Consider the following 14,613-nt stretch of genomic DNA (forward strand, 5'->3'; position numbering starts at 1 on the left):
CGTATATTGGGATAAATGATCGGGTTCGGGCGGCTTCAGCCGTTATTGTAGCGCATCGATGCGGGTTTGACCTGTTCCGGCGAGAATGGTTGCACCGACAAGCAGATGACGAATAATGCCCGAAATCGGTAAAATAAGCGTTTTTTCAATCATTCAGACCCTAGATCATGCGTACGACTCAATTTCCGCTCAATACCGTTAAAGAAACTCCCGTGGACGCCGTGGTGGCGAGCCATCAATTGATGATTCGGGCCGGGCTGATCCGTAAGCTGGCGGCAGGTTTATACACTTGGCTGCCTCTGGGGCTCAGGGTATTGCGCAAAGTCGAGAAGATCACCCGGGAGGAAATGGAACGCGCGGGCGCTCTGGAGGTCTTGATGCCGGCTTTGCAGCCTGCCGAATTGTGGCAAGAAACCGGGCGCTGGGAAAAATACGGTCCGGAACTTGCGCGCCTGAAAGACCGGCACGAGCGCGACTTCTGCCTGGGGCCGACGCACGAGGAAATTATCACCGACCTGGCGCGCAATGAGATCAAAAGCTACAAGCAGTTGCCGATCACCTATTACCAGATCCAGACCAAATTCCGTGACGAAATCCGCCCGCGCTTCGGCGTGATGCGTTCGCGCGAATTCGTGATGAAGGATGCCTATTCATTCCATATGGATCAGGCGTCGCTGCAGGAGACGTATGAGGTGATGCACGGCGCCTACACGGCGATCTTCAGCCGCTTCGGCCTGAAGTTCCGGGCGGTGATGGCCGATTCCGGGGCGATCGGCGGCGCGGTGTCGCACGAGTTTCATGTGCTGGCCGAGTCCGGCGAAGATGCGATCGCGTTTTCGACGGACAGCGAATACGCGGCCAACATCGAACAGGCGGAAGCCTTGCCGCCCACCTCGCCCAGAGCTTTCCCCAAGGAAGCGCTGGAGAAAATCGTAACCCCCGGCCGGAAATCGATTGCCGAAGTCAGCGAGTTTCTAAACGTCGCGCCGGAAAAAATTCTGAAGACGATTGCGGTAATGCGCAAGGTGCGTACGGACCGGAACGAAGAAGTCGATGTCTTCTGCCTGCTGTATTTGCGCGGCGATCATGAACTGAACGAAGTCAAGGCGCGCAAGGTTCTGGGCGATTTCCGCTTCGCCCACGACGAAGAAATCGAACAGCATTTGGGCTGCCGCGCCGGCTATATCGGCCCGCCGAGAGTGCCAACCGATCAGGTTATTTATTGGGTAGCCGATCGTTCGGCGATGCACATGAGCGACTTCGTCTGCGGCGCCAACGAGCCCGGCTATCACTTTAAAGGCGCCAACTGGGAAAGGGATTTTGCACTGGCATCTTCCGCCACTCTTTCGGAGCATGTCGCGGATATTCGCAATGTGATCGAAGGCGATCCGAGCCCGGACGGCCACGGCGTACTGAAGATCGCGCGCGGCATCGAAGTCGGTCACATCTTCCAGTTGGGCACCAGGTACAGCGAAGCGATGAAGGCGGCGGTGATCAACGAGGGCGGCAAGAATCACACGATGATCATGGGCTGTTACGGAATCGGCATCTCGCGGGTCGTCGCGGCCGCGATCGAGCAGAACCACGACGAGAAAGGGATCGTTTGGCCGGCCAGCCTGGCGCCGTTCCAGGTCGCGCTGTGCCCGATGAACATGCATAAATCCGAACGCCTGAAGGCCATTGCGGAAAAGCTGTACCAGGAACTGCTTGCCGCCGGCATCGACGTGCTGTTCGACGACCGCAAAGTGCGCGCCGGCTTCATGTTTTCGGACATGGAACTGATCGGTATCCCGCACTGCATCGTGGTCGGCGACCGCGGCCTGGATAGCGGCACGGTCGAGTATAAGTCCAGAACGGCAAGTGAAAATCAGGAAATCCCGATGGCCGAGCTGATCGACTTTCTGAAAGCCAGACTGGCTTAATCCATATTCGTCAATAACAAAACGGGCGGATATTCCGCCCGTTTCTTTTTTCAGCTTTTTGCCTGAATTATTGTGCGGCTGTTAGATGGGTGACCGCTGCTTCGGCATGCTCGGTGGCTTCTTTGGCATGACCCAGGTTGCCATGATTGATGGCTTCTTCAAGGTGGCTGGCACCCTCTTCGAGATGTGCTTTTTGTTCTCCTCTATCGACGATCGCGCCGGCAAGCGCATGTTCCAGCGCGGCGTTGGCATGCTCGACCAGTACGTTTGCATGGCCGGCTTTACCGTGTTCGACGGCAGCTTTGGCATGTTCGAGTGCGGCGGCGGCATGTTCCTCCGCAAAAGCGGAAGAGCAGATGGCTAACAGGACAGTGGCGCTAAGTGTTATTATTTTTTTCATAATAGCTTTCCTCATTAATTGTTTTAAATGATCCAGCCTGCCTTTCTTATTTGCGGCTCATAACGAATCATCACGAATAACCGTCAGAAAAGGCGGGATGGAGGCTTATTCAATAATATTGGAATTACACTTTTTTGTTATGTTGCAAAGGCAACGCTTCTATTAGACCATAAATAGCCTTCACAGTTCACCTTAAATTTCAATATTAAAAACTTTAGCATGGAAATTCTTATATAAGGTGTGGCGATTGAACTAGAATACTAGTGAGTTATATTAATGCGAGGTTTCCGCCGGACGGTTTTTTAAACCCATCCGCACGCTTTAGCGAAGCGGTGCAGTCGGTTTGAACTGTTCGAAAACACTGGCAAGCCGACCTTTGGGGGTATCTCCGAATGGTGCGGCCGAGATAAATATCCTTCGGCGTGTTTGGAAAAGCCATTTAAATTCCCTCACTCTCTCCCGGAGGGTACAGGCATCTACACGACTTCTCGCCTTGTCAAGCAGGGAGATTATAAGATGTAATGCGAAGTCCGGGCTTCATAGAATACCGCTTTTTTCATTTTGAAGTGGCTTCCTCGGAGCAGGTTAGAGAACCCGCTACGGAAGCTGGAGCTTATCTTTTAGCCGGACGAGCAGACTCGTTTTGCCCGGCCGATGGCTGCTGGAGCAGCTTTAGCGTGCTTTCCGGCAAATTTCTGAGGCCGGCGTTTTCCAGGTGCAGCCGGGCGTCTTCGTGGACCGCGGTCATGAATCGGATCAATTCTATTTCATAGCGTATCTTTCGTTCATGGTCCTCGGCTTCCCACATATTGCGCAAAAGATGTTTGGCGTGGTGGTGGATCGTGAGTGCGACCGACTCGGGCAAATGGGTATAGCTTTTTTGTATCGATTCTTTCAATTGGTCGAGCGAATCCAGATATTGCCGGTAATCCTTGATATCCTGCTTGCAGCGAGTTTTGTACATGGATAGCTCTGCGTCGTGCCGGGTTTTCAGGAGATCGATTTCGTGCTCCAGCTTTACGCTCTGTTTTTTGAGCTCGGCTTCCAGCGCTTTTTCGGCCAGAATCCGTTGCTGTTTCAACTCCGCCTGCTGCGCCTGATTGCTTTGCCGCCATTGCAAATTCCTGCCTTTGATCGAGTTCAGTAGATCGACGAGGCCGAGAATGCGTTCGGATAACCAGGCCATGACTAGCGGTGGGTGACGATCGATTGTTGAAGCGCAATCAGGCCTTCGATGTTTGCCTGTTTGCGGTAAGTGCGATTCTGCCGCTTCCATGCCTCAAGTTGGTCGCTGGAAACGAGCGATTTGATCGCGGCCAGATCGGTGTCGATCGCTTTGGCCAGTGAGCGGCTGTGTTTGCGGTCGTTGACGCGTGTCAGGCGTTGCTTTCGGGCTTCGAGAAAATAACGGGTTTGCAAACGACGGTGAAAGAATAAGCGTTGTTCCCGGTCGAGTTTTCCCTGAACGAACCAGAGCCGGCGTTGCCTGCGCTCGATGCCGGAAAAATATCGGCGGAATTCCCGTATGATCTGCCTGACGGTGAGAAGCGCCAGATAACTGAGCAGCAGCGTGAAAGAAGCGAGTAGCGATAAGATTCCGATCGGGTAAAACGCTTTGCTGAAAGCTTGGCTGGGCAGCAAAGAGAGGACTTCGGCAACCAGGAACAGCATTAGCGAGGCGATGAAGAGGGAAAAGGCGGTTTTGATCATCGGTTCGACCAGGAATTTGTAAAAATCGGATTTATCATTTTCCTTGTCGCCGCAGACTCATCATGACAGCGTCTGTAGCGTAGGTTGGGTTAGCGAAGCGTAACCCAACATTTACATCATTGACTTTGTTGGGTTACGGCTAACGCCTAACCCAACCTACATAGCGTTTCTGGCGCGCGTGGCAATGTGTATAACGGCGAGCGCAGGGCGTGGTGGGACGGTGCGCTTATCCTTTTCCGCCGAAGCATGTGGGCGGGCTGTTTTTAGTAGACGTCCCGCACGTAACGTTTATCCTTTTTCAACTGATTCACATAATCGACCGCTTGCTGCTCGCTCATTTTGCCGTGTGTGGCGATTACGTCATGCAGCGCCTTGTCGACATCCTTGGCCATCCGGTACGCATCGCCGCAGACGAAGAAATAGCCGCCTTCTTCGAGCCAGACGAACAGTTCGGCGCCGTGCTCGCGCATTCGGTCCTGCACATAGATCTTTTCGTCCTGATCGCGCGAAAACGCCAGATCCAGCCGGGTCAGGAGACCTTTTGCCTGCATCGCTTCGATCTCGTCGCGGTACATGAAGTCGGTCGCGGCGTTCCGGTCGCCGAAGAACAACCAGTTTTTACCCGTTGCCCCCCGGTATTCGCGTTCCTGCAGGAAGGCGCGGAATGGCGCAAGGCCGGTGCCGGGGCCGACCATGATCATCGGCAGGCTGTTGTCGTCGGGTACCCTGAAGACTTTGTTCGGCGTGAAGAAGCAGCGCACTTCGGTGTGTTCGTCAACCAGGTCGGCCAGGAAGGTCGAGCAGACGCCCTTATGCTGGCGACCGAAACTGTCGTAACGCACGCTGGCGACCGTCAGGTGCACGGAGTCGGGATAGACCTTGCCGCTCGATGAAATCGAATAGGCGCGGTGCTGCAGTGGCTTCAGCAGGGCGATGAATTCGGCGGCGGAAAACTCGCAGCCGGGATTTTGCCGGAGCAGGTCCAGGATGTCTCGGCCCCACAAATAATCGGCCAGTTTGTCCTTGTCGCCGGATTCGAGAATCGGGTTCAATTCCTTGTTGCCGGAGCGGCCAGCGATTTCCTCGACCAGTTCCTTGCTCGGCGTCTTGATTTCGAACTGGGTACGCAGAGCTTCGTACAGAGATGTAAATTCACCGTTGACCGGTTCGTCTTCGTCGCCGTTGCAGCCGATCGCCTGGAGAATATCCTTGACCAGTTCCGGGCAGTTGGTCGGTACGACGCACAGCGCGTCGCCCGCTTCGTAACTCATTCCGGAGCCTGCGATCGAAATTTCGTAATGACGGGTTTCTTTCGACGAGGAAGGCGCCGTGACTAGGCGATTGACCAGCATTCTGCCGGGGAACGGATTTTTCCGATTATATTGAGACTTTTCGGCAACTGTCGCTTCGGTTTCAACCACGGTCGCCGTCGTGTTGCCGCCGGACATGAACGGAATGACCGCCTTGATCCAGGCTTCGGCGGGCTCTTCGAAATCGACGTCGCAGTCGGCCCGGTCGTAAACGCGTTTCGCGCCGAGCTCTGCGAGCCGTTCGTCCCAGTCCTTGCCCGCCTGGCAGAACAGATCGTAGCTGGTATCGCCGAGCGCCAGCACCGAATATTGCAGCTTTTCGAGCCGCGGCATCGCATCGCTCTTGACCGCATCCCAAAGCATTTGCGCATTGTCGGGCATCTCCCCTTCGCCGTAAGTGCTGGTGATGACCAGGAGGTAATTCATTTCCGCCAATGCATTCGCTTCGACTTCGTCCATGCCCTTGACGACCGGTTTGAGTCCGTGCGCCTTGGCGATCTGCGCGGCATCGTTCGCAACCGATTCGGCATTGCCGGTCTGGCTGCCGTACAGGATGTCGATCGTACGGCTCGCGGTTTGCTGGGCGGCGCCCGCGCTTTGGATCATGTGGGTGTGCATGCCGGCAAAGAAGCCGCTGAGCCAAGCGCGCTGGCTTTCGCTGTAAGGACCGTCGAGAGGAATTTGCGGTGTTTTCATTTCCGTTTAAATGTAAATCAATAAAAATCGGAGCCCCCTCGGGATCCGAGGGAGCGCAGCTCGAAGAAATTACGGGTGCGAGATTAGGCCGCCTGTTCGTTCAACATGCCTTGCACGATACTCAGGCCGGCGAGACTGGCCAGATATTGCTCGATCGAAGGAATGCCCGCCAGTGCTGCCTTGTTCACCTGATCCTGCTCGATAATCCAGGCGGTGGAACCGATCGAATAAATGCTTTGCACCGAGCGGTTGATCAGGGCGGTTTTGTAATCGTTCAGCCGTTTATCCGCCAGCAGCCAGGACAACTGTTCGTCCGTGTAATTGCTGTAGGCTTCGCGGGTGGTCTTGACCAGCGTATCCTGCAGTTTGCGCGGGCGCTCGACGATCAGTTTGCGCGCGGCCTGTTCGATTCGGGCCGGAGTGCGTTGCGCTTCGGGCAAGTGTTTGAGCATCTCCTGCGCGACTTGCTGCGCCTTTTCGAGCACCATGAAACTGTTGACCAGCTTGAAGGTGAGGTCGGTGTCGGTCGACCCGTAAGCCGGAATCGCGCCGCCGAACAGCGGGCTGGCGGTCCGGTACGCTTCCCGGACCTGTTCGATCTGCCGGCGCGCCAGTTCGACCGACAATTCCTCGATCATTTCCTTGCGGTCCATCGCTTTTTGCAGGAATACGGCCGACTGCGTTTTGTTCAGCCACAAAGGCAGCGCGAATTTGAAATGCTCGCGCTCGTTCGTCCAGTTGTTCAGCAGGTTTTTGGCCTTGCTCGAATTCGCGTAGTCGGCATGCTGTTCCAGCATGGAAATCACGAACTGCTCATGCGCGCGGGCGACATCGCTGTCTTCGCTCAGGCGGCGCAGTTCCACGGACGATTTGTCGTACAGGTTTTCGAGCCGGTTGTCCGGGTCGTACTGGTAGGCGTTGCCGCCGGACATCCCGTTGCAGAAGCCTTTGCCGAATCCGCCGATGTTCAGCACCGCGCCGTTGGTCATGTATTCGCAGCCGAAATCGCCCACGCCTTCGACGACCGCCATCGCGCCCGAGTTGCGCACCGCGAAACGGTCACCCGCCTCGCCGTTGATGAACGCCTTGCCGCCGGTCGCGCCGAACAGCGCGAAATTGCCGATCAGCACGTTGTTGCCGGGTGTTTTGACACCGCCGCCGGGCGATTCGACGATCAACAGGCCGCCGCACATCGATTTGCCGACGCCGTCGTTACAGGTGCCGAGATGTTCCATGCGCATGCCGTCATTCAGGAATGCGGCATAACTTTGGCCGGCCGAGCCGGTGGTACGGATCACGATCGTCTCGGACGCCAGATAACGGCGGCCCTCGGCGCGGTGGCCCTTGCCGTGGTTCAGGTAGATCGGCTTAGCCTTCGCAATCTGCTGTTCGGACAGCTCATAAGCGAGCATCCGTTCGATATCGATCGCGGTCTGGCCGCCGATGGTCTTGTGGCGGTTATTCAGCTTGAACTCGCTGCCTTCGATCACGACCTGGGGCTGGCCTTTTTCGATCAGCTCGGCCTTGACCTTTTCGATGATCTTGTCGTCGATGGCGAAATTCGCTTCGAGATAGACCGGGTTGGCGATCTTGACTACATCGACATACGCCAACATCTTGCGTAGGTCGACCTGGCCGATCAGCGACGGATGCTCGATCAGGTGCAGGAGGCCGGTCTGGCCGCGGATTTCCGCAAGGCTCTTGTAGCCGAGTACGGCCAGGATTTCGCGGACTTCATGCGCGAGGTTCATCAGGTACTGCGCCAACACGCGTGCATCGCCCTTGAACTCTTCATGCACGGTGGTCAGCCCTGCGGGGCATTTCACGTTGCAGTTTTTCGCCATCACGCAGCGCAGCATCATCAGCGCGGTGGTGCCGAATTCGAACGAATCGGCGCCCAGAATCGCCGATTTGACGACGTCGAGGCCGCTTTGGTGCGCGCCGCTGCAGCGCAGAATCACCTTGTCGCGCAGACCGTTGACCGATAGCGCCTGATGCACTTCGGCAATGCCGATTTCGGGCGAGCGGCCGCTGTTTTTCAGGCTGGTGACCGCCGCCGCGCCGGTACCGCCGGTGTTGCCGGCGACGTTGATCACGTCCGCGCCGGCTTTCGCGACGCCGACCGCGATCGTGCCGATGCCTTCGGACGACACCAACTTGACACCGACTTTAACGCGGGCGGCTTTTGCATCGTGAATCAATTGCCCCAGGTCTTCGATCGAATAAGTGTCATGATGCGGGGGAGGGCTGACCAGCTCGACCTTCGGCGTGCCGCCGCGCAACGCCGCGATCTCGACCGTGACTTTCGGTGCCGGCAACTGGCCGCCTTCGCCCGGTTTTGCGCCCTGCGCGATCTTGATCTCGATCTCGCGCAGGTTCGGATCGGCCAGATAGCCGGCCCAGACGCCGAAACGGCCGGAGGCGAACTGCTTGATGTTGCAGGATTTCAGCGTGTTGAAGCGACTCGAATGCTCGCCGCCTTCGCCGCAGTTGCTCAAAGAACCCACGATGTTGAAGCCTTGGGCGACCGTTTCGTGCGCTTCGGCGAGCAAAGCACCGTGGCTCATCGCGCCGGACGCGAGCGTCGGGGTGATTTCGTGCGCGGGTTGGACCTCGGCTAGCGCGATCGGTTCGCGGGCGGCCCGGATCCTGTTCAGATAGTTCGCGAACAGGCTGTCAGCGTCTTCCAGTTTCAATGTCAGCGCGTCGCTTTCGATCGCGGCGGTAAATGCGGTGCCGGCGAAGCGGGTCTTGAAGTGCTCGGCCAGTTGCTCCAGGCGCGCTTTCGAAGTAGAAGTATTTGACGTCAGTTTAACGGCAAAAGCGTTTTCGCCGGTCTTGCTGACGTCCAGGCCGCGGATCAGGTAATTGATGTTGCCGCGCAGGTTTTGCTTGCCCAGAATCCGGTCGAAATCCTGCGCGGTTTCCGCCTGCGTCACGTCGGCCGGAAAATCCATGATGTCGCGCAGTGCCGCCGGCCGCGATTCGCGTTCCAGGTATAGGTTCTTCGTGAAGCTGCGGTAGGCGGGCGTAATGCCGAAATTGTCGATCTGTTCGGGGGTGCGCTTCGTATAGCCGAAATCGGTATAGGCCGTGTCGGAGGCTTCCGGCGATTTATCTTGCGGAATGTACAGGATCGGCTCGTCGGTCATGTTGATGTATTCGCGCACCGCGGTGTTGCCGTACGAGTGCCCCGCACCGTCCTGGCGCTCCTTGAACAGGCCGAGGAACGGAATATCCTTTTCCTCCTGTACACTGAGCGCCTTTTGATGCCATCCGGCCGCGCTGGCGGCGATGTCGGAAAAGCGCGCGCCGCCGACCGACGAATGAATGTTCGGAAAGTAAGGCGCCAGTCCCGGCTCTTCGGTGTCGATATAATTCGATTCGAAAAATTCGCCGCCGATGTAGCTTTCGGCCGTGCACAGGCCGAATTTGCCCATCGTCTTCATCAGCGATTTTTCGACGCCTTTCTGGAATTTGTCGAGCGCTTTTTGATGGTCGGCCGGTACGAAATCGGTGATCACGCGGTTATGCACGCTGATCGGGCAGATTGCGGAGGCGCCGAAGCCCAGAATCGTCGCGACGTCGTGCGGACTCGCGGCCTGGCCGGTCTCGGCGATCAGCGAGGAGTTGAAGCGCAGGCCCATCCTGACCAGATGCTGGTTGGCGGCGGCGATCATCAGCAATGCCGGAATCGCGGCCAGCTCGCGGCCGATCTTCACGTCGCTTAGGATGACGATGCCGACATTGTTGCGGGCGGCCTGTTCGACCTGCGCGCAGACGTTCAGCAGTGCCGCTTCGAGCGCGTCTTCGTTACGCTTCGCGTCGTCGAAATCCGGCCGGTACAGCATGTCCAGCGTGACCGTGCTGACCTGGGGCTCGCGGCGGATCTGTTCGAGCTGGGTGCGCTGCAGGATCGGCGAGTCGATCACCAGTTGCTTGCTGTATTCGTCCGAAAAGGTCGGCTTGGCGCCCAACGCGACGCGCAATGTCATACCGTCGCTTTCGCGAATCGAGTCGAGCGGCGGATTGGTGACCTGCGCGAAACGCTGGCTGAAATAGCGCGACATGCCGCCTTCTGCGCTCGACAGCGCGTTCGGGGCGAGGCCGTAGCCCATCGCGGAGACTTTTTCGGCGCCGGTCTGCAGAATCGGGTCGAGCAGGAACTTGAAGCTTTCCTGGTTCAGCGAGTAGGCGGTATGGCGCTGGTCGAAATTGAATTCATGGTCGTTGCTCAGTTCGGCCAGCTCGACCTTCGGTAGTTCGGCCAAGTGCAGGCTGCGCTGCTTCAGCAGAGCCCGGTAGTCTTTTTCCTTCGCGAGCCTTTCCATCACCTGATGGCTGTTATATTTTTCGCCGGTGCTGTGGTCGAAGTAGAGCATGCCGCCGGCCTCGATCCGGCCGCGGGTCAGCACTTCCTTCGGCGGGAAGTCGATCTGGCCGGCTTCGGACATCACGGCGAGGTATTCCTTGGTTTCGACCGAGCGCAGAGGACGCAGGCCAAGGCGGTCCAGGCGCGCGCCGACGCGGATGCCGTCGTTGAAGATCAGCGCGGCGGGGCCGTCGTTCTTTTCTTCGTACAGGCTGAAGTATTCGAGCATCGCGCGCACTTCCGGCGACAGGGTGGTGTCGTTTTCCCAGGCCGGCGGCATCATCGCCAGCACCGCGGTCACGATGTCCAGGTCGTCTTCGTTGATCCGCCGGGTCAAGGTCTGATCCAGGCGGCCAGAGTCGGACTGGCCGCACGGAAAGCAGATGTGCTTGTTGTGCTGGCGCGCGATCGCGTTTTCGCTGAGCCGGTTTTTCTTGTCGGTATTCAGTTCGCCGTTGTGCGCCATGTAGCGGAACGGCTGCGCCATCATCGTGGCCGGCGCGGTGTTGGTCGAAAACCGGGTGTGGAAAAACAGCGTACTGACTTCGTGGTCGGTATCGTACAGGTCTTTGAAATACGGAATCACTTCGAACGAATTCAGCCGGCCCTTGTAGACCTGGGTGCGGGAGCTCATCGACAGCGGATAAAAGCCGTTCAGCTCCGGACGGGTAAAACCTTCCTTTTCGAGATCCAGCAGAGCCGCCTGAATATACTTTTCGTACTCGTCATGGCTAGCCGACTTCAAATGCTCCGGGCGGCCGAACACGACCTGCTTGATCGGCTGCTGCGCCTTGACCGCGGCTTGGTTCAGGACCGAGTTGTCGACCGGTACATTACGCCATAAGATGATCGGCAGCTTGGCTTCTCTGAAATGGCGCTCGATCAGTTCCGAGGTAACCGAGTCGTAGTGATCGTGATCTTCCGGAAAAAAGAAATTCGCAACGCCGAATCGGCCGAGTTCCAGGTCATTCAAACCGGTAATCTTGCGGAAGAATTTCAGCGATAAGTCGATATTGATTCCGGCGCCGTCGCCGACTCCTTCCGAACTCATCCCTCCCCGATGCGGGATCGTACACAGCGCTTCATGCGTTTTGACCAAAATGTCGTGCGTCTGTATGCTTTGCTTATGGGTGATGAAACCCACGCCGCAGCTATCCTGGGATAAATCGGCATCGTAGAGTAAGGGTTGCTGGTCGCTCATTCGGGAATTGTTGTTCATAGTTCAGCCCGTCCTAATTATGCCGCGCAGGCGGCCATAATTGATCGTTTTATTTCAATGCGTGATAGAGTAAGCCGGGCGAAAACCGGCGCATTGAGTCCGTTACGATATTTTCTTTGCCAAAGAAATTCATCTAGTGAAACCTGCCAATGCTAACAGATTTGTCCGGGTTTGTCATGGGTTACTCGAACTCTGCAAGGCATCGGAAGGCCGTCGAATCGTTTACGATAGTAGGGTGTTACCGTCACGGATTTTGTTGCTTATATCACCGAATCGTATGCTTGTCGAGCGGGGAATCGGCCCTGTTTCGGATACAAAATATTTATTGGACAAGGGCTTAATGGCGCTGTAAAGTCGGGTGGAACAGGGCGGGAAAACGTTTTGAGCCATGTTCGGGTCCGGTTTATTAGGCATACAGTACTTTTCGGAAACATGAAAGAAGATTTTGATGTGGTGGTTGTCGGCGGCGGTATGGTCGGTGCGGCGGTCGGTTGCGGATTGGGCGGCGGTCGCCTGAAAGTTGCGGTGATCGAGAGCGCGCCGCCCGAACCTTTCTCGCCGGAACAGCCGCACGATTTGCGCGTTTCGGCGCTCAGCATCGCCTCGAAAAACATTTTGGCGGCGGTCGGCGCCTGGCAAGGCGTCGAAAGTCGCCGGTTTTGCCCCTTCAGACGGATGCGGGTCTGGGAAACGGCGGGCGATACCGAGTTCCGCAGCGACGACATCGGAGAACGCGAGCTGGGCCATATCGTCGAAAACCGGATCACCCAATTGGCACTGCTGGAGCGTCTTGAGGCGTTCGAAAACGTCGAAGTCATTTACCGGGTCGAGGTGAGCAAAATCCGTTATCAGCCCGGCAAGGTGTCCGAGCTCGAACTCGCGGACGGGCGCGTGTTGTCGGCCAGGGTATTGGTCGCGGCCGACGGCGGCCAGTCCAGGGTTAGGCAAACGGTGGGCCTCGGGGTGACCGGCTGGGATTATCAACAGCATGCGCTGGTGATCTATGTCGAAACCGCCTACGGGCAGCAGGATATTACCTGGCAGCGCTTCGTGCCGAGCGGACCGCAAGCATTTCTGCCCTTGACCGGGCATTACGGATCGATCGTCTGGTACAATTCTCCCGATCAGGTCAACCGTTTAAAAGCGTTGGCCGACGAGGACTTGTTGAGGGAGTTGCAAGCCGCTTTCCCCGATTGTCTCGGCAAGATCAACAAAGTGCTGGGGCGGGCCAGCTTCCCGCTGAAGCGCCAGCACGCGCAGCATTATGTCAAACCCGGCGTCGCGCTGGTCGGGGACGCGGCGCACATGATCAACCCTTTGGCCGGGCAGGGCGTCAATATCGGTTTTCTCGATGCGGCGGCGCTTGCCGAAGTGCTGCTCGATGCCGATAAAAAAGGCGAGGACATCGCCGATGCCGCGGTATTGAAGCGCTACGAAAAAATGCGCCGGAACGAAAATCTGAAAATGATGACCGTGATGGACGCGTTTTACCGGGTCTTCAGCAACGATCTGCCGCCGGTCAAATTTTTGCGTAATCTCGGCCTGGGATTGGCCGAACGGATCTTGCCCGCAAAGAATTTGGTGATGCGCAGCGCGATGGGAATCGCGGGCGATCTTCCCAGGCTGGCGCGCGGCGAGCCGTTCATCTAATTCCCTGCCGGTATGATCCTGCTGGCGCGGGGCCGCCGTTTGCGGCGCTCCGGGCGGCTGCGGCTGCCGGCTTGTGCCTATTTCATTTGCTCGTTAAATTTAAATGCGATAATTCTTGTCCATGCGTTCCGATGAATTCATGCTGCTGATCATAAACGTTGGCAGCGCCACGGTCAAAACCCGGCTGTTCGATTCGAGTTTGCGGGAGATCGCGCGAATGAATGCCGATTACGGAAACGGAGGCGGCATTCGGTTGAAAGGTCGGGATAGCCGGGGAAAGGACATCGAGCGGCATATTCCCGAGAACGCGATGGCCAGGCAAGCCTTGTCCGCAGTTTTCGACGAGTGGCGGGAACAGCTGCCGGACCTGCAAGCCCCCTTGGGGGCGATCGGTCATCGGGTCGTGCATGGAGGCGGCGACTTTACCTGTGCGACTCGGATGACTTCCGAGGTGTCGGCCCGTCTTGCGGAACTGGATGCTTATGCGCCGCTGCATAATCCGCTGAACCGTCTCGGCGTTTCAATGGCGGAGGCCGCGTTTCCGGAAATCCCGCAATATGCGGTTTTCGATACGGCTTTCCATCGGCAAATGCCTGAACATGCGAGCCGCTACCCTATTCCTCCTGCATTGTCGGGCAATGTCGAGTTTCGCCGCTTCGGTTTTCACGGCATTTCCTGCCAATACAGCGTTACAAGGGCCGCTACGCTCTTGTCGAAGGACCGCGCCAATATCAATTGCATCATTTTGCATCTGGGCGGAGGCGCCAGTGCGACTGCGGTACTCGGCGGCAGAGGCGTCGACACTTCGATGGGATTCTCGCCGACCGAAGGTCTGATGATGACGACCCGCAGCGGCGACATCGACCCGATGATTCCGGTGACTCTGCTCAGAGAAGGCTGGACGGCGGACCGATTGGACCGTTTGCTCAACCGCGAAAGCGGCCTGTTGGGCGTGTGCGGGGCGGGCGACATGCGCGAAGTCTTGCGGCTGGCCGAAAACGGCGATCAGCGGGCCCGGCTGGCCGTCGACATTTATTGCTACCGGATCAGAAAATATATCGGGGCGCTCTGCGCGGTGCTCGGCGATGTGGATGCGCTGATTTTCACCGGCGGCATCGGCGAGCACGCGCCCCTGATCCGGCAAAAAATTGCCGAAGGGCTCGACCGGCTCGGTTTCGCGATCGATGTTGAAGCCAACCTGCGGGTCTCGGAACATGACCGGGATATCGGCAGTCCCATCAAAAAGCCGCGAATCCTGGTTATCCATGCCGAAGAAGAGCGCGAGATTGCGGCGCAGATTTTAAACCGTTTGGAATATCGATCTTAAGGAGAAT

8 protein-coding genes are annotated in these 14,613 nt (G+C 57.3%); 3 read left to right on the forward strand and 5 right to left on the reverse strand.

The window, feature by feature from the left end:
- Nucleotides 1-167 precede the first annotated feature (167 nt).
- Complete coding sequence (locus CC94_RS0114345; RefSeq protein ID WP_005370888.1) at nt 168-1,922, forward strand: proline--tRNA ligase; 1,755 nt, start codon at nt 168-170, stop codon at nt 1,920-1,922.
- Nucleotides 1,923-1,989: 67 nt separating this feature from the next.
- Here CC94_RS0114345 and smbP read toward each other — a convergent pair whose 3' ends face one another.
- The 5 genes from smbP to CC94_RS0114370 form a co-directional block, all read right to left on the reverse strand.
- On the reverse strand, nt 1,990-2,322 hold the full coding sequence (smbP, locus tag CC94_RS23170; RefSeq protein ID WP_005370889.1) for a small metal-binding protein SmbP: 333 nt from the start codon (nt 2,320-2,322) through the stop codon (nt 1,990-1,992).
- Nucleotides 2,323-2,935: 613 nt separating this feature from the next.
- Nucleotides 2,936-3,508 carry a hypothetical protein gene (locus CC94_RS0114355; RefSeq protein ID WP_005370890.1) on the reverse strand — a complete coding sequence of 191 codons (573 nt, stop codon included), beginning with the start codon at nt 3,506-3,508 and terminating at the stop codon, nt 2,936-2,938.
- Between the two features lie 2 nt (nt 3,509-3,510).
- On the reverse strand, nt 3,511-4,032 hold the full coding sequence (locus CC94_RS0114360; RefSeq protein WP_005370891.1) for a hypothetical protein: 522 nt from the start codon (nt 4,030-4,032) through the stop codon (nt 3,511-3,513).
- Nucleotides 4,033-4,295: 263 nt separating this feature from the next.
- Nucleotides 4,296-6,038, reverse strand: a complete 1,743-nt coding sequence (locus tag CC94_RS0114365; RefSeq protein WP_005370892.1) for a sulfite reductase subunit alpha — start codon at nt 6,036-6,038, stop codon at nt 4,296-4,298.
- An 83-nt stretch (nt 6,039-6,121) separates the two neighbouring features.
- A complete protein-coding gene (locus CC94_RS0114370) occupies nt 6,122-11,629 on the reverse strand; it encodes a glutamate synthase-related protein (RefSeq protein ID WP_031431351.1) in 5,508 nt (1,835 codons plus the stop codon).
- A gap of 432 nt (nt 11,630-12,061) precedes the next feature.
- On the opposite strand from CC94_RS0114370, the gene CC94_RS0114375 reads away from it, so the two are divergent.
- On the forward strand, nt 12,062-13,279 hold the full coding sequence (locus tag CC94_RS0114375; RefSeq protein ID WP_031431353.1) for a UbiH/UbiF/VisC/COQ6 family ubiquinone biosynthesis hydroxylase: 1,218 nt from the start codon (nt 12,062-12,064) through the stop codon (nt 13,277-13,279).
- A gap of 139 nt (nt 13,280-13,418) precedes the next feature.
- Nucleotides 13,419-14,606 carry an acetate/propionate family kinase gene (locus CC94_RS0114380; RefSeq protein ID WP_245619758.1) on the forward strand — a complete coding sequence of 396 codons (1,188 nt, stop codon included), beginning with the start codon at nt 13,419-13,421 and terminating at the stop codon, nt 14,604-14,606.
- The last annotated feature ends 7 nt before the right edge of the window (nt 14,607-14,613 follow it).

Origin of the sequence: Methylomicrobium agile (assembly GCF_000733855.1) — a bacterium.
Classification (GTDB): Bacteria; Pseudomonadota; Gammaproteobacteria; order Methylococcales; family Methylomonadaceae; genus Methylomicrobium; species Methylomicrobium agile.